This window comes from Vreelandella azerica (assembly GCF_013112225.1).
In the GTDB taxonomy this organism is placed as follows: Bacteria; Pseudomonadota; Gammaproteobacteria; order Pseudomonadales; family Halomonadaceae; genus Vreelandella; species Vreelandella azerica.
In genome coordinates this window covers 664,872-683,490 of the sequence record NZ_JABFHI010000001.1, presented here as the reverse complement: position 1 = coordinate 683,490, position 18,619 = coordinate 664,872, and the positions used below count along the sequence as shown (strand labels likewise).

Here is an 18,619-nt window from a genome sequence, read left to right as displayed (position 1 = left end):
GAGCTGCTCAGTTATCTAGAAGCGCAGGTGATGGCCAGCGTCCACATAGTGGGTCAAGCCGGTCAGCGCGGCGCCTGCATCTGATGCCAGGTAGACAACGGCGTGACCAACATCCTCCACGGTGGCCAGGCGACGCAGCGGCGAACGTGTTTCGCCGTCGTGGGCCAGTTCCTCAAAATGTTTAAGGCCCGATGCTGCACGGGTGCGAATGGCACCGGGGGATACGCCGTGAACGCGAATCCCTTGAGGGCCAAGCTCGGTGGCGATATAACCGGTAGCGGCTTCCAAAGCGGCCTTGACCGGCCCCATCAGGTTGTAGTTATCAACCACCTTTTCTGCGCCGTAATAGGTCATGTTGAATAGCGTGCCGCCCTCTTGCATCAGGGGTTCAGCACGTTTGGCCATACGAATGAAGGAATGACAGGAAATATCCATCGCTTGGGCAAAGCCATCACGGGAGCAATCAACCACTCGCCCATGCAGGTCTTCCAGCGGGGCGAAGGCAATCGAGTGAACCACAAAGTCGACCCGACCCCAGCGCTCATGGGCACGGGCAAACAGAGCATCGAGCTGGTCATCTTGCTGCACGTCGCACAGCCTCAGTTCAGGGTTGCCCATTTCTTCTAACAAGGGTGTGACAAATTTCTCGGCTTTCGGAGTGGCATAGGTCACCAGGCATTCAGCACCGGCTTCATGTAACGCCTGGGCGCAACCAAAGGCAATGCTGTCATGATTGGCAAGACCCGCTACAATGCCAACTTTGCCAGCCAATGAAAATGGGTTATGAGACATGCGGACTCCTTAGCAGAAAAGAATTAGTGGCAACGAAAAAATCAATACTGTAATAGTAGAACCAGAAAATATATTGCACTGCAACAAAGTTAGCAGTTTTTTACTTTTCATGCTTGCATAACGCCCTGCTGAACAGCGATTAATAATGTTGACGCTTTCTATACCCTACTCTGAGCACGTTACCGTTGTGTTAGCGACCACGCTGGCGGTCATCGTCGCTGTATTGATTCACTATGAGTCATTGATGATCATCTCAAGGTTTATCGACCGGTCTGTACGCCCACACCGTCAAAGAATCCTCGGCATGGCCTTTGGCGTTTTGGTTATTCATATACTGGAAATCTGGCTCTTCGCAGCTACAGGGTGGCTACTCAGTGAATACGCGGGTATAGGATCATTAGAGGGATACGACACGTTTAACTTCCTTGATTACGTGTTTTTTTCTGCGGTTACCTATACCACTGTTGGGTATGGTGATATTTACGCCCTCGGTGCCGTGAGGTTTTTATATGGCACCCTGTCACTCACCGGCTTTGTGCTGATTACCTGGTCAGCCTCGTTCACGTTTCTTGAAATGCAAAAGCACTGGATGAAGGACAAGTAAACCTGGCCACCGTTTACATCACATAAAGGACGCCTCATGTTAGAAGTTATTGCCCTTTCTATTGCCTTTGTCGCTGGCATATTGGCCAGACAGCTTAGCCTGCCACCCCTGGTTGGCTTTCTGGCGGCTGGCTTTGCACTCAATGCCATAGGGCCAAGCATCGGCTTACCCAGCGATGCAAGCCCGGTTCTTGAGCATATAGCCCACCTTGGGGTCTTGCTGCTGCTGTTTACCATTGGCCTGAAACTCAATATCAAAAGCCTGATTCAACCCGCCGTGCTGGGTGGCGCTTTTATACATTTGGCGATTACCAGTGGGATTTTTACCGCTGGTTTTTTGTTCTTTCTGGAACTGAGCTTTGAAAAAGCCCTTCTGCTAGCCATTGCATTGTCTTTTTCAAGCACCGTATTGGCGGCCAAGGTATTGGAAAGCAAGCGGGAATTGCGTGCCTTTCATGGCCGCATCGCGATTGGCATCCTGATTATTCAGGACCTGGTCGCCCTGGCAGTCCTCAGCATCGCCAGCGGTCAGTCGCCTTCCATCTGGGCACTCTGGGTGTTTGCCCTGCCTCTATTAAGGCCGCTTTTCTATTGGCTGATGGACGTTGCCCAACACGACGAACTACTGGTGTTGATGGGCGTGGTACTGGCCATCGCCGTGGGCGGAAAGGGCTTTGAAAGCGTCGGCTTAAGCTCTGAAGTCGGTGCTCTGGTGATGGGACTGATGCTCGCCAAACATCCGCGGGCGCAGGAGCTTTCGAATGCCTTGTGGGGGCTGAAGGAAATGCTGCTGATCAGCTTCTTCCTACAGATCGGCATGTCGGGCCTGCCAAATGCCGAAGCGCTGATCTTCGCCGTAGTGATGGCCTTTATTCTGCCTTTGAAAGGGATACTTTTCTTCGCCCTGCTGATTGCCTTCAGGGTACGCGCCCGCAATGCCTTTCTGGGTGGCCTCAGCCTGACGGCTTATAGCGAATTCGGCTTGATTGTATCCGCTATTGTACTGAATGAATGGCTGGTGCCTTTGGCGATTACGGTGGCGCTTTCATTTGTGATCGCCGCACCGCTGAACCGAATAGCGCACCCACTGTTTGACCGCTGGGAAAACTGGCTCACCCGCTTTGAAATCGATACCGAGCACCCGGACGAACAACCCATTGATCTCGGCAATGCCCAGGTACTGGTGCTGGGCATGGGGCGCACTGGCAGTGCCGCCTATGACTTCTTTGCCGAGCGCCAGCTACCGATTATCGGGATTGATTCCGACCCCAACAAGATGGGCAATAGCCAGCGCTACGTGGTCTATGCCGATGTGGAAGACAGCGGCTTCTGGCATAAACTCAATATTGCCAATCTCAAGGCGATAGCACTGACCACTCCCAACATGGAAAGTCGGCTGTTGGCGGCCACGCAGATACGTAAGGCAGGCTTTACCGGCAAGATTATTGCCGGTATCGATTTCACCGATGAAGAGGAACCTCTCAAGCAGGCAGGTGTGGATCAGACGTACATGGTCAAGTCTGGCGCGGGCATTGGTATTGCCGAGAAAACCTGGGAGTGCATGTCACGTTAATGTCTTGCTTTGGCCAGCGGCACTCTCCAGGACGCCTACGCCATCATGCGCCAACGCCGCCACTGGCGCATGATGACTCCATGTTTGGGCGAAAATAATAGGGCCAGGAAAAACAGGCCGGTGGCCACCAGCACTATGCTGCCGCCGGAGGCAACATCCAGCACCACCGACAGCCACAGACCCAGCACGGCAGAACTCACCCCGACTGCTACTGAGAGCCACAGCATGGTAGCAAAGCGGTCAGTCAGCATATGCGCCGTTGCCCCCGGCGTGATCAGCATGGCCACTACCAGGATGATCCCTACGGTTTCCAGGCTTGCCACTATGGTCAGGGTCAACAGCAGTATCAGCCCGTAATGCACAATGCTGGTATTGAAACCCAGCGCCTGGGCCTGCTGGGGATCGAAGGTGTAAAGCAGCAAGGGGCGATAGGCCAACCAGATGACTAACAGAGTGATGACACTGGCCGCCAGCGTCAGTAGCATATTGGTGGGCTGAACGCCTAACACATTGCCAAACAGGATATGCATCAGATGGGTACTGGTCGCAATCTTGCTGATAATCACTATCCCCAGCGCAAAGGCACCGGTAAACATCAGGCCCATGGCGGCATCCGACTTGATTCGCGTATGGCGCTCGATGGCGCCAATACCTAGCGAGGTCAAGGCACCGGTAATAAAGGCGCCGATGAAAAACGGCCAGCCAAGCAGATAAGCAATTGCCACGCCAGGCAGTACCGCATGGGAAATGGCATCGCCCAGCAGCGACCAGCGTTTGAGCACCACGTAGCAGGACAGCAGGCCACAGATTGCGCCTACCAGCACCGATGTGAGCAAGGCCCGCTGCATGAACGCATATTGAAAGGCGTCCGCTATGCCTGCGGGCAGCAGGTTAACCAGCACCATAAGGGCGCTTATCAGCGGCGCAGTCACTTGATCAGCAATTGCCTGCACGAATTATCTCTCCTCGTTGATTGGTCAGGATCAGTCCTGCAGATCATCATCTGACGACCCGACGGCCAGCGTGGCCAGCCGCGCATCGCTCAGCATATCTTCGGGTGAGCCGGTGCCGCGCACTGTGCGATTGATCAGCACAACGTGATCCACATAGCGGCGAGCACCCGGCATATCATGAGTAACCATGATAACGGTGCGGCCCGCTTTACGTTGGCCAGCCAGCACCTCCAGAATCAGCGCTTCGCTAGGTGGGTCTACCCCTGCCAGAGGCTCATCAAGGAGCAGGATATCCGCCGATTGGGCCAGGCAGCGGGCAAGCAGCACGCGTTTTTTCTGCCCGCCGGAAAGCGCGCTGATATGGCGATCTGCAAAATCCAGCATATCTACATCCGCCAGCGCGGAACGCACCGCTTCAGTATGACGCGAATGCACGAAGCGGCTGGGCGCAAGGCGTTGCCATAACGGATCTTCACGCATATGACCAAAACGACCGGTCATCACGGTATCCCATACAGAAATCGGAAAATCCCACTCAATGGCTTCACGCTGGGCCATATAGGCAATCCGCCCGGCACGGCGAGCATGAAAGATCCGCTCACCAAAGGCGCTGAGCTCGCCTTTCAGCGGTGACATGCTCCCAGTCAGCACGCGAAACAGGGTAGATTTCCCTGCGCCATTCGGCCCGACAATGGCCGTCCAGCGGCCACGCGGGAAATCCAGATTGATATCACTAAGCACTGGCTGACGCTGGTAGGCTGCGTAGACGCCCTCTACCCTGATCGCCGCATGATTGGCTATATCGCTGCTCATATATCGCTGTCCACCGCCAAGTGCTCGCGTAACAGCTCGGCGTTGTGACGCATCATATCGATATAGCTGCTCGCTGGCCCATCAGCCTCACCGAGTGAATCCACATACAGTGGCCCGGCCGCCTCAACCCCGGTATCCCGGGCGATACTGCTGACGTGGCGATCAGAGATGGTGCTTTCCCAGAAAATAGCCCCAGGCTGGCGCTCCATCACCAGGTCGATGACCTCCATCAGCTGGCGCGGCGCACCAGCGGATTCAGCATTGTTGCCCCAGATGCCGGTATGCTCAAAGTTATAGGCCTCTGCAAAGTAGATAAACGCCGCTTCGCTGGTCAGCAGGAAGCGCTGCTCATAGGGAATCGATGATAACGTTTCTGTGATTTCATCGTGCAGCGTCTCAAGCTCTTCTTGCAGCGCCTCAGCGCGGCGATTGAAACCCTCTGCGCTGGACGGCTTAGCCTCTGCCAGAGCATCCGCAATCGCCCCAACATAGGCTGAAGCCGCGCGCGGATCCATCCACAGATGCGGATCGGTATCGCCGCTCAGCTCACCGGTCACGATGCCACGGGTCGGATAGCCGGAGGCTTTTGCCACGCCAACCAGTGGCACGCCGTCACGGGCGGCTGATTCCACCTGCCCCATCCACTGCTCCAGCTGATAACCGTTGTAGAAGATGATATCGGCCCGCTCAATAGCGGCAAAATTACCTGGCGTCAGCTCCCAGTCGTGGACTTCCGCGTTAATCGGCGTTAGTTGGGAAACCTCAGCGTCGTCGCCCGCCACCTGCTCCACCAGATCACCCAGTACCGTAAACGTCACCGCAACGCGTAACGGCGACGTTTCAGATGCCGCTTGTGCAAGCGACGTGACCATTAACAAAAGCCCACCTAGCCAGTATTGGTAGTGTTTGGTCATGATAACCTTCCTTCTACAATTCAGTTGATGCTATGGAAAACAACCTTAGCGCAACAAGAAAGCCTTAGGCAAATAGTTTAGCCTAGGCTAACAATTTTACATTATGATAGGTTACCATGATGGACGTCATCCACTGCCATCGGCATTTTTTTATAAGCAGATGAGTCATGAGTCAGCACACACAACCACCTGAAACGCCTACTGTATTGGATAGCGGCGATGCCTTACCGCCTATTGAGCAACACGCTCGACAGTACGAAACGGTACGCTTTGCCCATGAAACCGAACTGATCGAAGACTATGTTGAACTGATTGGCGATCTTATCGCCCATCGCGGCGAAGCCCGAGCGGCAGATATTGCCAGCCGCATGGGGGTCAGTCAGGCGACAGTTTCCAAGATGATCCGCCGCCTTAATGAGCTGGGCCTGGTCACCAGCCAGCCCTATCGTTCGCTGTTTCTGACCTCAGCTGGCAAAGATATGGCCCAGGTTTCCCGGGCACGCCACGATATTGTGTTGAATTTTCTGCGCGCCCTGGGAGTTAACGATACCACCGCACGCATAGACGCCGAAGGCATGGAACATCACGTCAGCGATGAAACCCTTGCCATCATGCAAGCGTTTATCCGCAAAAATACTAAATAAACATAGCCCTGGACTTCACCAAGGAGAGCCTGCCGACATTTGGCAGGTTATGAGGCTCACGCCTTATAAATGGCCAGGCCACTTCTGCCAGAGCGCTTGATCCGGTACATGCACTGATCTGCCACATCGATCAGCTCGCGTATATCAGCGAAATCACCATCACACAGGCAGGCGATACCCACCGAGATACTGATACAAAGCGGATCACCGTCAATCAGCAGGATGGGCTCAGCTTCCAAGTGTTTGATCAGACGTTCTACAAGAGTGCAGGTGCCGCTGGCTTGCTCATCTGGCAGTACCAGTAGAAATTCCTCACCCCCGTAACGCCCTGGCAGGTCGCCTTCACGAGCCATTGAACTCAATAAGGCGCCAAAGCGCTCCAGTACCTTATCGCCTACCTGATGGCCATACTTATCATTCAACTGCTTGAAATGATCTATATCTATAAAAGCAATTGACATGGTGCGCTGATGCTGTCGGCAAAAAGCAAAGCGCAACTGCAACTGCAACTGCTCTTCCAGCCAGGCGCGATTGGCAAGCCCGGTCAAAGCATCCCGGCGGCTCAACATTTCCAATTCATCCTGACGCTGGCGCAGCAGCTGTAACTCTTGCTGTTGTTGATCAAGACGTGCATGCAGCGACAAAGTCTGCTGGAACAGGTGTTGCTGGGCTTCCTGCAGCATCTGTTGACCATCATGATCTTCGGGCGTTTCAACGGCCAACAAGCTGGCCATATCAGGTAACTGGAGCTGGATGCCATCCAGTAACTCTGCGATGGCAATCGCCTCCAGGTCATCAAGCCGCTTGCATTGACGAACAAGCTGCGCCATTGCTACTGCCATCACCTTATGCCAACAGGACAGCACGGCTCAGCACATTTATAGCAGCTTATCAATCGCGCCCACGACTGCCTGACGATACCCGCCGCCGAAAAGCAGCAGATGGTTAAGGAGCGGATAAAGCTGAAAAAGCGTTTCACGCCTATCCCAATCATCAGGAGCGTCGCCATTCCAATAAGCTTCAAAAAGGCGTCTCCCGGTGCGCCAAACAGTGTCAGCATGGCGAGATCCACCTCTGGGTAATGCCGATAGACGGCCGGGTCAATAATGGCTGGCCCGCGCGAGGTATAAAGCACGTTACCCGACCAGAGATCACCGTGAACGAGGCTTGCGGGCACATCCTCCAGCCAGGTTTCAAGGCTTTCAGCAATCGCTTTCAGGGAAGCTTTCAGGCGCTTGTCTAAAAGACCTTTTGCGTAACAGGCTTGGGCAAGCGGCAACAGACGCCGCTCACGCTGAAAGGCTCGCCCATCAGGCAGTGGCTTATTGGGCTGGGGCGTGCTGCCACAGGCGTTATCCTGGGGCCAGCCGTGAGCACCGCCCGTATTGCCATGCAGCTTGCGCAGACCTTCACCCAGTGCGACCCTACTGCGTTGATGGGCTGGGGCAGTTTCCAGCGCTTCCATCACCAGCCATTCACCCTGCTGGCCCAGCACCTCAGGCACAATCAGGCCGCTATTGGCGTTGGCCAGCGCCTGCAGGCCCTCAGACTCTCCTGCCAAGCGCTCTGGTGAATCTGATTTGACAACGACGTCACCCTAGTCAGTCGCCAGACGGTAAACCGCTGCGATATCGCCACCGCTGAGTGATTGAAGTGAACCTCGTCGGGTCAGCCCTGCTGTTTCCAGCAAAGCGTCAAGAGAATCCGTCATATGGCACTTCCTACTTGGGTGTATAGCTATAAACTATCAAGTATCTTGCCTCTCGATCATCAAGATGTCATTGTTTACAGCAACCTCTATAGCCACTGCCAGACTACGGGAATTCACCTTGTTCATTGCCCAGCAGCGCTCACCCACCTGCCTCGCGAGAGCGCCATCATCTGATTGGTTCAGGCTTGAACGAAAAACGTCTATGCCCTCACAAGCGGCGATGATACTGCCATGAAACCTGAGTCTCTTGCTTTACAGAACCGGTTATTGCCGGGTGTTTCTCGCACCTTTGCCTTGACCATTCCCCAGCTGCCGGAAACCCTTCGTCCGGCCATCACCAACGCCTACCTGCTGTGCCGGATTGCCGACACCGTGGAAGACAGCACCGAGATGGCACCACAGGACAAGGATATTCATTATCAGCGCCTGCTGGCAGGGCTTGGCGATGGGAGTGCTGCACAAACGTTTGCCACCACTTTGCTTGAGTCCGGCCTGATCCACGACCCGCTGGAGCGTGAACTGGTCGCAGAAACGCCCAGCGTGCTGCGCGCCTTTGGTGAACTGCCGCAGGAACAGCAGGCGGCACTGCGCGACTGTCTGCATACCATGTGCCAGGGCATGGCAGATTTTGAACATCTGAAATCCCCTTATGGTCTTGAAAGCAGCAGCTGCATGCGTGACTACTGTTACATTGTGGCGGGCTGCGTAGGTGAAATGCTTACCCGCCTGTTCGCTGACACCCAGCCTCAGATTCATGCCCAGCGGGAAGAGATGCTGCGCCTGTCCGTTGCTTTCGGCCAAGGCCTGCAGATGACCAACATTCTGAAAGACGTCTGGGATGACCAGCAGCGCGGCATCTGCTGGCTGCCACGGGATGTGTTTGCCGCACGAGGCATCGACCTGACACAAGCAGAAAACTGGCAGGATCACCCCGGCTATCGCGAGGGTATTCGTTATCTGGTCGGCGTGGCCCACCACCACCTGCAGTTGGCGCAGGACTATACGCTGCGCATACCGGCGTCAGAAGTCGGCATGCGACGCTTCTGCAGCTGGTCAATCGGCATGGCGCTATCAACGCTACGTAACATTGCGGCCCAACCGGGGTATTCCAGCGGCCAGCAGGTCAAGATATCACGACGGCGCATGCGCCTGATCATCGCTGCCAACAGCCTCTCCGTCAGGAACGACACCCTGCTACGCGGGGTTTTCCTTTTAGGACGCCATCGGCTGCCTTACCTTCAGGCAGCCGATATTGGCCCACTGCAAGCCGTGGCTCGGCGCGACAGATAACCGTCAGCAATGGGTTAGACGCTGCATATCTGGTGCTGGGTGGCTGATCTCGGTTAATCTGTTTGCCATCACTTCAACAACCAAGGATTCGTGTTCATGTTGGGATTCCTGCAGGGGTTTTCCTATGGTCTGTTCATGACCTGTCTGCCCTGGTTGCTGGTAGGGCTTTATAATCCCAGGCTGGCGCTTGCCGTCAGCGCTCCCAACCGTTTGCAGGTCATCTTGCGCTACTGCCTGGGTATTCCCTTTCTGAGCATGCTGCTGTGGCTAACCTCCTTGTGGGGTGGCTTCAGCCCAAGCCTGATGGGCTGGCTGGTAGGCATTGTGGCCATTCCCGTTGCGCTGCCAATTGAACGCAAACTACGTGGCTGGCTGGCACAACGTCGTGAACGGCGTCACCAGCAACAAATGGGCTCAGAGGCACGCAAGCGGCGCGCTCAGCAGGAACGCATGGCGTCTGAAGCCGGTGTCCGAGTGCTTGACCCCGACCACCCGCCTGAAAACGCCGACGAACTGGTGCTGGCCATGTGCCAGGCCAAGCAGCGCCTGCTCGATGTGCAGCGGCCTGACCTGGCGATACTGCCTGACCGCCTGTACAGCCGTTACCGGCATGTTATGGAGGTACTCGGGGAGCGTTTCCACAGCGGTGAACTGGCATTTGAGCGCTCTCGCGGGCTGGTTAGCCAGGTGTGTTATGGCGCCATTGATACCTTGACTAGCATGGCATCCCAGGCGCGTGGCGTGGTCAGCGTGGATGGCCACTATGTGCGCGAACGCCTCTCCCGGGAGGGCCAACGCCTCAGCCATGAAGAACGCACTGCTCTGCAGCGGCGCCTGGATCTGCTCAACGAAACCGAGCAGCGCCTGAAGGGGCTCACCGCGCAGATTGAATCGGCGCTAACCGTGCTAGACGATACCGCCGTTTCCATGGCGCAGATTGAAACAGCTCGCCCGCAGGCCTCAGTGACCACTGAACAAGCACTGGAAGATCTGCGCCGCTTTGTTGAAGGCGCGGATCGCTATGCCCGCAGGGATTAACCCAAGGAGATGCCATGAATCAGCCAGCCGATGACAACCGCCGCCTTTCGCTGCCGCCGGTTGAGGATATTGCCGCCTCTGTGACCTCTGAATCTGCCGATAGTGACCCTGAGCTTGAGGCGATGGCGAAACGCTTTGTCGCGGATATTCTCGCTACAGACGATCAGGACGCACTGGCTCGTCAGCGTCAGGCCGTAGACGACATGGGGCTTGAATTACAGCAGCAGGCAGCCCACCGCAGCGCCATGCTACAAACGCCGCTGCGCCAGCTGGCGCATCAGGGTGATGAAGGCGGCCCGGTGGCCAAGGCGCTCAATGATCTGCGCGGACGCATGGAAGGGCTTGATCCATCCCGCCACCGCCTGGCGCCGAGCGCCTTTGATCGGGTGATTGCCATTATCCCCGGCCTTGATAGCCGACTGCAGCGCTACTTCCGCAAGTTCGAGAACGCCCAGCAGGCGCTCGATGCCATCATTGATGAACTCGAAAGCGGCCGTGACATGCTGTATCGCGATAACCTTACCCTGAATGATGATCAGCAGGCCTTGAACAAGATCCTGTCTGAGCTGAATCGTCAGGTTGCTCTTGGCCGCCTGATCGACCAGCGCCTGCAGGAGGAAATACGCACCCTTGACGACACGGCTTCCCAGCGCCAGTTCATCGAAGAGGAACTGCTCTTCCCTCTCCGTCAGCGCATTGTGGATCTTCAGCAACAGCAGGCAGTCAGCCAACAGGGCGTACTGGCACTGGAAGTGATCATCCGCAATAACCGCGAACTGATACGCGGCGTGGACAGAGCCATTAATGTGACCGTCTCGGCGCTGACCGTGGCCGTCACCGTGGCCATGGGCATGGCCAACCAGCGCCTGGTGCTGGACCGTATTGAAGCGCTGAACACCACTACCTCGCAGATGATTGGCGGCACGGCCAAGGCCTTGCGCCAGCAGGGCGTGGATATCCAGCAGCGCGCTTCATCGGCCATGCTGGATATGCAGGTGCTGGAGGAAGCCTTTGGTGACGTCATGGGAGCCATTGATGATCTCTCGAACTACCGTCAGCAGGCCCTGCCCCAGCTCGATGAGCAGATCGATCGCTTGGCAGCCCTCTCCCGGCAGGGCAATGCCGCTATCGAACGCCTCCAGGAAGGCAACCAGCTGCAGCCAAGCCGCGGGCGCTCTGATGATTGAACCGCCAGAAAAACAACCGCTTCACAGCCCTCAGCCTGACGAATTCCGCGCTCAAGGCGCGGAATTGTAAATTGATCATCGCGGTAGAGCGCTTTATCTGGCAAACTTCGCTGCCGCGAAGATGAACCTTCCTCGCCTTTGAACCTTATGCTCAGCGACAGCGCCACTGCGTGCCTTGCTTGTTGAGCGCTTGCGGAGAACGCATGAGCTTTTCTGAACTTGGTCTGCACGACGATTTACTCCGCGCGGTGACCGCGCAAGGCTATACCCAACCTACCCCTATTCAACAAAAGGCCATTCCGGTTGTCCTGGAAGGCCGTGACATGCTGGCCAGCGCCCAGACGGGCACCGGCAAGACCGCGGGTTTCACGCTGCCGATGCTACAGCGCCTGGCCGGCGGTAAAAAGCCCGGCAAACGCCAGGTAAGAGCCCTGGTACTTACCCCGACCCGCGAGCTTGCCGCTCAGGTAGGCGAAAGCGTCAGCGTATATGGCCAGCATTTATCGCTACGCTCGCACATTATCTTTGGTGGCGTGGGCCAACAGCCCCAGGTGGATGCGCTAAAAGCCGGGCTTGATGTGCTGGTGGCCACCCCGGGCCGGCTGCTTGACCTGCACCAGCAGGGCCATGTGGACCTTTCCAGCGTCGAGATCCTGGTGCTGGATGAAGCCGATCGTATGCTCGACATGGGCTTTATCCACGATATCAAGCGGCTGTTACGCCTGGTGCCCAAAAAGCGTCAGAACCTGCTGTTCTCAGCGACCTTCTCCAATGAGATTCAGGCGTTGGCCCAACAGCTTCTGGATAACCCGGCGCTGATTGAAGTGGCCCCGCGTAATACCACGGCTGAAAAAATCCTGCAGACGGTTTACCGGGTGGATCGCGACCAGAAGCGTCACCTGCTGGCGCATCTGATTCAGCAACACGGCTGGTTCCAGGTGTTGGTGTTTACGCGCACCAAGCATGGTGCCAACCGCCTTGCGGAACAGCTTTCCAAGCAGGATATCCCGGCCATGGCGATTCACGGCAATAAAAGCCAGGGCGCCAGAACCCGTGCCTTGGGTGCGTTCAAAAGCGGTGACCTGCAGGTATTGGTAGCCACGGATATTGCCGCTCGCGGGCTGGATATCAACGAACTGCCCCATGTGGTGAATTTTGACTTGCCCAATGTCGCCGAAGACTATGTTCACCGCATTGGCCGGACAGGCCGTGCCGGCAGCAACGGCGAAGCGGTATCCCTGGTCTGTGTTGATGAGCACGGCCTGCTAAGCGGTATCGAACGCCTGATCAAGCAGAACCTGCCCAAACGCATTGAACCCGGCTTTGAGCCTGACCCAAATGCCAAGCCCGAACCCATCGAGAATGGCCGTCGTGGCCAGCAGCAGCCTCGCGCCAAGCGTAAAACCGACGGCCAGGGCGCAAAAGCTGACGGCCAGCGCCGCCGCGCCCGCCGCTAACACGCCTGATCATGGGGTCGTATCATCTCTGTTGATACGGCCCCTTGCGATTCAGACCGCTAGGCTGTTCAGATCATAAATAAATCCATAAACTTATTGACTGGGTAAGCCTCAAGGCGCGCGGGCTCCTTGCACAGCTCAAAAATCTCATCCGTGCGCCCGTGGGGGAAACGCGTTGCCAGGTTACGCCTGAATTTTTCTCCAGCTCCTTGATCCCTTCAGCACGCCGCCGCCGATGCCCGATGGGATATTCAACCGCAATCTTGTCTGTGGCACTACCATCGTTAAAAAACACTTGGATAGCATTGGCAATCGAACGTTTTTCCGGGTCGTGATAATCTCTCGAATAGCCCTCGTCCTCGACCACTTCCATCTTGTCACGCAACTGATCAATGATCGGATGACTGGTATGGAAATCGTCTTCGTAATGTTCCGCCACCAGGTCGCCAAAGGCTAACGGCACGGCGGTCATATACTGCAGACAGTGATCTCGATCAGCGGGATTGGCCAAGGCGCCCGACTTGGAAATGATACGAATGGCCGAGTCATGGGTCGTCAGCACAATCCGGCTGATATCACTCAGGCGATCTTTCACCTGAGGGTGCAGGGTGACCGCTGCCTCACAGGCCGTCTGGGCGTGAAACTCGGCCGGAAAGGAAATCTTGAACAGAATGTGCTCCATCACATAGCTGCCAAAGTCACGCTGAAAGCTGAACCGGCGCGCTGGCTCGGGTTTCAATGCCAGATCTTTATTGGTCTGACTGAACAGCACATCGTAGAAGCCCCATTGGGGTGCCGTCAGCGCACCTGGAATGCCCATTTCGCCGCGCATGGCAATATCGGCAAGGCGCACGCCTCGGGAAGTCGCATCACCTGCAGCCCAACTCTTGCGAGACCCCGCGTTGGGGGCATGGCGGTAAGTGCGCAGGCTCTGGCCATCCACCCAGGCATGTGAAAGAGCAGACAGTAGCTGCTCACGGTTGGCCCCCATCATTTTGGCCGTCACCGCCGTCGTCGCTACTTTCACCAACACCACATGATCGAGACCCACGCGATTAAAGGAATTATCCAGCGCGAGAATCCCCTGAATTTCATGGGCCATGATCATGGCTTCCAGCACATCGCGCATGGTCAGCGGTTGGTCACCTTCTGCCAGCTTCTTCTGGGAAAGGTGATCCGCCACCGCCAGGATACCGCCCAGGTTATCGGAAGGATGTCCCCACTCTGCCGCCAGCCAGGTGTCGTTATAATCCAGCCAGCGGATGATGGCGCCAATATCCCAGGCGGCTTTTACCGGATCGAGACGAAAGGAAGTGCCAGGAACCCGCGCCCCATGAGGAACCAGGGTTCCCTCCACCAGCGGCCCCAGGTGCTTGGTACATTCCGGAAAACGTAACGCCAGCAGGCCACAGCCCAGGGTGTCCATCAAACAATTGCGGGCAGTATCCCAGGCTTCACTGCTGTTAATCGTGTAGCCAAGCACGTAATCGGCGATTTTCTGCAATTCGTCATCGTAATCCGGACGAAAATTGGTTTCGACAGTCGCGCTCATCCTGTTTACTCCTTAGTATTTACAGTATAGATGTTTGAAATCTAGATGTTTAAAACCTAGGCAGTTGAAAACCTAGGTAGTTGAAAACTAAGCTCCGAAAGTTAACTTTTAATACTTGTTTATCAGCGTAGCATCGTTATTGGCAATGGTCTGTAGCAAGGGGTTCCATGATGGATGAAGTCACCAATCAGTTTATGGCGAACAATCAGACAACGATCGACCTAGCCGTTGCCCTGATGCTGGGGGCCATTATTGGCCTGGAACGAGGCTGGGGTGCCAAGAGGCAGGCCTCTGGCGAGCGGATCGCCGGCATTCGGACCTATGCACTCATTGGCCTGCTGGGTGGCGTTGCCGCCTTGCTGGCCGTGGAGGTCACCGAGTGGACCTTTCCGGTATTGCTGGTCAGCGTCGTCGGTTTTGCGCTTGTCGCTTTCCATGAACGGCTGACTCATATTCGCAATTTCAGCATCACCGGCGCGATCAGTATGGTGCTCACTTTCTGTTATGGCGCCATTGCCGTTGCGATTGACCCGGCAATCGCAACCGCCGCTGCCGTCGTCACGGCGCTGATTCTGGATAACAAGCAGGAAATTCACGGGCTGGTCGACAAGCTGCAGGAACACGAGCTGGATGCGGCGCTGAAGCTGCTGGCCATTTCGGTGGTCATGCTGCCTTTGCTACCCAGTCAGGATCTGGGCCCTGGGGACGTGCTCAACCCGCGTGAAATCTGGTGGATGGTGGTGCTGATCGCCTCGGTGTCTTTCGTCGGCTACTTTGCGATCCGCCTGGCAGGTACTCGCAAGGGGATTCTGTTTACCAGCCTGTTTGCTGGTTTGAGTTCCTCGACCGCCCTGACGCTTCACTATGCCAGACAATCCAGGCTGTCACCCGATATCAACCCGCAGTTTGCCTGCGGTATTCTGATCGCCTGCGGCACCATGTTTCCGCGTATTTTGATCTATTGCGCGTTAATCAGCCCGGCGCTGTTGCCCAGTCTGGTGTGGCCGGTGGTAGTGATGACCCTGCTGCTCTATGTGCCTGCCCTGATTATCTGGAAGCGCTACGCCGGGCGCCTCAACGTCAGCCGGCCGGAACTGACCCAGAACCCGCTGGATCTGAAACCGGCCCTGTTGTTCGGGATTCTCCTGGTGGGAATTCTCCTCCTCGGGGAATTCTTGCAGTCCTGGCTGGGAGAGTTGGGTATTTATATGCTGGCGGCGACATCGGGTATCGCCGACGTCGACGCCATCACCCTCTCTCTTACTCGAATGTCTCAGGAGTCTCTTGCCCAGCAGACGGCTGTCCTGGGTATTGTGATCGCCGCGGCCACCAATAATCTGGTGAAGTCTGGTATTGCCTGGGCGGTCGGCCAGAGAGCACTGGGAATCAAGGTCGCCGGCCCTATGCTGATGTCTATGGCCGCAGGGCTAACGGTGGCCTGGCTTCAAGGCAGCGGTAGTTAGTTGCCAGGGCTCTCGGGGCGCATCTGGCGCTGAATGCCCAACAGGAAATTGCGCAGGATCTGATCTTTGCACTCCCGGTAATTCTTATGGCTGGGTTTACGGAAAAAGGCACTTAGCTCATGGTGACTTAACGGCAAGTCAACCCGTTCAAACACCGCCAGAATATCGTCAGCTTTCAGGTTTAACGCAATCCGCAGCTTCTGGAAGACCATATTGTTGGTCAGATGTGTTTCCGGCTTAGGTGCCGCCCCTTCCCGCTTGCCGCGCTTGAAACTGATAAAGCCGTTAAGAAACGCGGCTAATTCTTTGTCTTTCATGGTAATGAAGTCGTCATCCTCATCTTTTTTCAACCAGGCAGACACCTGGGCTGGCGTCACCTGACTATCGGCAAGCGCGAAGATATCTACCATGGTGTTATCCTTGATATCAAAGGCATAGCGGATACGGCGGAGAATATCATTATTGGTCAAAATTGGGTTCCTGGCCTTGGGTTAACTGATCAAGCAATTCATCTATTTCTGCTTTCAGGTCATTATCTTCGATCTTATGCGCACTGACTTTGGCCTGCTGGAGGCTTTGAATGGCAGCCTCTGGCTGACCTGTTTCTACCTGTAATGTTGCCATGGAAAAACCTATCGAGGCGATATGGTCTTTCGACGGTTTGGCAACGGCTTTGTCCAGCGCTTTCTGGTAGATCAATAGCGCCTCATCCAACGCTTCGGTAAAGTCAGCCAGTGTCTCCCATTGTTCAGGGTGGTCTTTCTCGCTATGTTCATTGGCGAGGCAAAGCGCCTTCAGGTCTGCATAAAGCGCATCAAAAGACGCTCGATCATCCTTGGCAGCGGCTTTCATCAGCTTTTCAGCCAGCTCATACACTGCTTTGTAGATTTTGGTATTAATCATTCATTGCTCTCTATTACACCTTTGCACTTATTGATTTAATCGTGGGCAACCTAGGGTTAGGCCGCTACTTGCGACTCTACAAGGGGGGCCGAATCTGAACCACTCACACAAAGAACGTTAGAATATCAGATGTAAACCGCCAGGACGCCTTCTATCCCTGCTGTCGTTAAGATAATGCTTGGCTATACCTACGCCTGGATAGGCTGTTAATCTATTGATTATCATGATTTAACATCAGGTGAGTTATGCTTTATTCGCTGTTGGCTCTGTTAGTGTCTGTTCTGCTGGTGGCTGTAACGGCCTCGACGGGCGCTCGTTTTCGCCCTGATAGCTGGTACCGACAACTGCAAAAACCCCGCTGGACACCCCCTGATATCGTTTTCCCGATTGCCTGGGGAGTACTTTATTTACTGATGGCCATTGCGGCGTGGCGTATCTATATGGCCGAAGACTCCCCTTTTCGCACCGCAAGCCTGGCCGTGTATGGCCTTCAGCTAGTGGCCAATGCGGCCTGGTCGTGGTTATTCTTTGGACGCAAGCAGGTAGCTGCCGCGCTAATGGATATCGCACTGCTTCTAGGCTTGATAACGCTAGCGATTGTGTTGTTTGCAAACGTCAGCGTACTGGCTGCCTGGCTCATGGTTCCCTATTGGCTTTGGGTACTGCTTGCCTTAACGCTCAATGCCACTATTTTGCGCTTGAACCGTGGTCAGGGACAGAGCTGAATCAATGATCACATCCCACTGGATACTCGGCCCTGGTGCCATTGGCCGCCTGTTGGCGCATTCACTGGCACCTTTGGCCGACATCTGCGTTATAAGCCGCCGCCCTCTTCTTTGTCAGCAAACGCTAACCACGCCCGAAGGCGAGCAAAGGTGCAGCGCCTTGATATCCTCACAGTGACAGAGCTAGCTGAACAAGCGCTCTCTCCACCGGATTTTGTACATATCACTACCAAGGCGATGACAGCAGAGGCCGCGCTGGAAAGCCTGGTCGAGAGCCTGCCTGCCAACCTTCCCTCTACGACGCCGCTGGTGCTGTGGCAGAACGGCTTTCTGGCTCAGCCAAGAATTACCCAGGCATGGGCGGGGCCGGTTTTATGTGCTAGTACTACTCAGGGTGCCTACCTGACTGGTGATGATGGTGTGGTTCACGCCGGACGTGGGCCTACCTTTGTCGGTGACCTGAATAACCAGCACGGTGCACTGGCAAACGTCTTGGCCCAACAGTTGACCCAGGCAGGGTTTGAAACCACCGCTGTGGGCGATATTCACCAGCGCCTATGGCAGAAACTGGCGGTGAATGCGGCGATCAACCCACTGGTGGCGCTGCATGGCATACGCAACGGTGAGCTGAGCAGTTCACCTTATTGCGGCCAGGTCGATGCGGTAATCAAAGAGGTAGCAGCCATCATGCAGACTCAAGGCATTCAGCCGCCAGGCGGCGGGCAAGGTGAAGCGGGCTGGCTGAGACTGGTCTGGCAGGTGGTGGAGAATACCGCCAGCAACAAAGCATCGATGCTGCAGGATCTGGAGGCCAGGCGCCCCACCGAGCGCGGTGCGATTCTTGGCCCTCTGATAGAAAGCGCTGTACAGCATGGGTTGCCTTGCATCCGTCTTGAACAGCTGGATCATAAGTTGGCAAAGCAAGAATCCTCATCGATTAAAGAGGAATGATCTGCATAACTTTTGCAAGTCTACTGGGTGGTAGCCACCCATTCATTCGA

16 protein-coding genes and 3 pseudogenes are annotated in these 18,619 nt (G+C 55.7%); 10 read left to right on the top strand and 9 right to left on the bottom strand.

The features are described 5' to 3' along the window. Positions 1–15: 15 nt before the first annotated feature. On the bottom strand, positions 16–792 hold the full coding sequence (gene fabI / locus HLB35_RS03285; protein WP_171701464.1) for an enoyl-ACP reductase FabI: 777 nt from the start codon (positions 790–792) through the stop codon (positions 16–18). Between the two features lie 145 nt (positions 793–937). Here fabI and HLB35_RS03280 point away from each other — a divergent pair, with 145 nt between their 5' ends. Both HLB35_RS03280 and HLB35_RS03275 read left to right on the top strand, forming a co-directional pair. Beyond that, positions 938–1,396: an ion channel gene (locus tag HLB35_RS03280; protein WP_171701463.1), complete on the top strand. Its 459-nt coding sequence runs from the start codon at positions 938–940 to the stop codon at positions 1,394–1,396. A gap of 36 nt (positions 1,397–1,432) precedes the next feature. Next, complete coding sequence (locus HLB35_RS03275) at positions 1,433–2,968, top strand: cation:proton antiporter family protein (protein WP_171701462.1); 1,536 nt, start codon at positions 1,433–1,435, stop codon at positions 2,966–2,968. A 35-nt stretch (positions 2,969–3,003) separates the two neighbouring features. On the opposite strand, the gene HLB35_RS03270 is transcribed toward HLB35_RS03275, so the two are convergent. From HLB35_RS03270 to HLB35_RS03260, 3 genes are all read right to left on the bottom strand, one after another. Continuing rightward, entirely contained in the window at positions 3,004–3,873 is an 870-nt protein-coding gene (locus HLB35_RS03270) for a metal ABC transporter permease (protein WP_171701600.1), read from the bottom strand. Positions 3,874–3,951: 78 nt separating this feature from the next. Continuing rightward, the gene (locus tag HLB35_RS03265; RefSeq protein WP_171701461.1) at positions 3,952–4,734 is read right to left on the bottom strand and encodes a metal ABC transporter ATP-binding protein; all 783 of its coding nucleotides are present in this window, start codon (positions 4,732–4,734) and stop codon (positions 3,952–3,954) included. Further along, a complete protein-coding gene (locus tag HLB35_RS03260) occupies positions 4,731–5,648 on the bottom strand; it encodes a metal ABC transporter solute-binding protein, Zn/Mn family (RefSeq protein WP_171701460.1) in 918 nt (305 codons plus the stop codon). The genes HLB35_RS03265 and HLB35_RS03260 overlap by 4 nt, the downstream gene beginning before the upstream one ends. A gap of 167 nt (positions 5,649–5,815) precedes the next feature. On the opposite strand from HLB35_RS03260, the gene mntR reads away from it, so the two are divergent. Beyond that, complete coding sequence (gene mntR, locus HLB35_RS03255; protein WP_171701459.1) at positions 5,816–6,292, top strand: manganese-binding transcriptional regulator MntR; 477 nt, start codon at positions 5,816–5,818, stop codon at positions 6,290–6,292. Between the two features lie 56 nt (positions 6,293–6,348). On the opposite strand, the gene HLB35_RS03250 is transcribed toward mntR, so the two are convergent. Together HLB35_RS03250 and HLB35_RS03245 are read right to left on the bottom strand one after the other, a co-directional pair. Next, entirely contained in the window at positions 6,349–7,122 is a 774-nt protein-coding gene (locus HLB35_RS03250) for a GGDEF domain-containing protein (protein WP_171701458.1), read from the bottom strand. Between the two features lie 48 nt (positions 7,123–7,170). Continuing rightward, positions 7,171–8,003: pseudogene (locus HLB35_RS03245) on the bottom strand (fructosamine kinase family protein). A 231-nt stretch (positions 8,004–8,234) separates the two neighbouring features. On the opposite strand from HLB35_RS03245, the gene HLB35_RS03240 reads away from it, so the two are divergent. The 4 genes from HLB35_RS03240 (at position 8,235) to HLB35_RS03225 (ending at position 12,975) form a co-directional block, all read left to right on the top strand. Beyond that, a complete protein-coding gene (locus tag HLB35_RS03240; protein ID WP_171701457.1) occupies positions 8,235–9,293 on the top strand; it encodes a phytoene/squalene synthase family protein in 1,059 nt (352 codons plus the stop codon). A 96-nt stretch (positions 9,294–9,389) separates the two neighbouring features. Next, the gene (locus tag HLB35_RS03235) at positions 9,390–10,331 is read left to right on the top strand and encodes a cobyrinic acid a,c-diamide synthase (RefSeq protein WP_171701456.1); all 942 of its coding nucleotides are present in this window, start codon (positions 9,390–9,392) and stop codon (positions 10,329–10,331) included. A gap of 14 nt (positions 10,332–10,345) precedes the next feature. Further along, positions 10,346–11,518: a toxic anion resistance protein gene (locus tag HLB35_RS03230; protein WP_171701455.1), complete on the top strand. Its 1,173-nt coding sequence runs from the start codon at positions 10,346–10,348 to the stop codon at positions 11,516–11,518. 203 nt (positions 11,519–11,721) lie between these two features. Continuing rightward, positions 11,722–12,975: a DEAD/DEAH box helicase gene (locus tag HLB35_RS03225; RefSeq protein ID WP_171701454.1), complete on the top strand. Its 1,254-nt coding sequence runs from the start codon at positions 11,722–11,724 to the stop codon at positions 12,973–12,975. A gap of 68 nt (positions 12,976–13,043) precedes the next feature. Here HLB35_RS03225 and prpD read toward each other — a convergent pair. Next, positions 13,044–14,527 (bottom strand): annotated as a pseudogene (gene prpD, locus HLB35_RS03220) (2-methylcitrate dehydratase). A 170-nt stretch (positions 14,528–14,697) separates the two neighbouring features. Between prpD and HLB35_RS03215 the strand changes: the two are divergent. Beyond that, positions 14,698–15,990 carry an MgtC/SapB family protein gene (locus tag HLB35_RS03215; protein WP_171701453.1) on the top strand — a complete coding sequence of 431 codons (1,293 nt, stop codon included), beginning with the start codon at positions 14,698–14,700 and terminating at the stop codon, positions 15,988–15,990. On the opposite strand, the gene HLB35_RS03210 is transcribed toward HLB35_RS03215, so the two are convergent. Both HLB35_RS03210 and HLB35_RS03205 read right to left on the bottom strand, forming a co-directional pair. Beyond that, positions 15,987–16,460 carry a YehS family protein gene (locus HLB35_RS03210; protein WP_171701452.1) on the bottom strand — a complete coding sequence of 158 codons (474 nt, stop codon included), beginning with the start codon at positions 16,458–16,460 and terminating at the stop codon, positions 15,987–15,989. The genes HLB35_RS03215 and HLB35_RS03210 overlap by 4 nt on opposite strands. Then, a complete protein-coding gene (locus HLB35_RS03205; RefSeq protein ID WP_171701451.1) occupies positions 16,450–16,893 on the bottom strand; it encodes a tetratricopeptide repeat protein in 444 nt (147 codons plus the stop codon). Before HLB35_RS03205 ends, HLB35_RS03210 begins: the two co-directional genes overlap by 11 nt. 245 nt (positions 16,894–17,138) lie before the next feature. Between HLB35_RS03205 and HLB35_RS03200 the strand changes: the two genes are divergently transcribed. Together HLB35_RS03200 and HLB35_RS03195 are read left to right on the top strand one after the other, a co-directional pair. Continuing rightward, positions 17,139–17,618 carry a TspO/MBR family protein gene (locus tag HLB35_RS03200; RefSeq protein ID WP_171701450.1) on the top strand — a complete coding sequence of 160 codons (480 nt, stop codon included), beginning with the start codon at positions 17,139–17,141 and terminating at the stop codon, positions 17,616–17,618. 4 nt (positions 17,619–17,622) lie between these two features. After that, positions 17,623–18,569: pseudogene (locus HLB35_RS03195) on the top strand (ketopantoate reductase family protein). Positions 18,570–18,619: the final 50 nt, after the last annotated feature.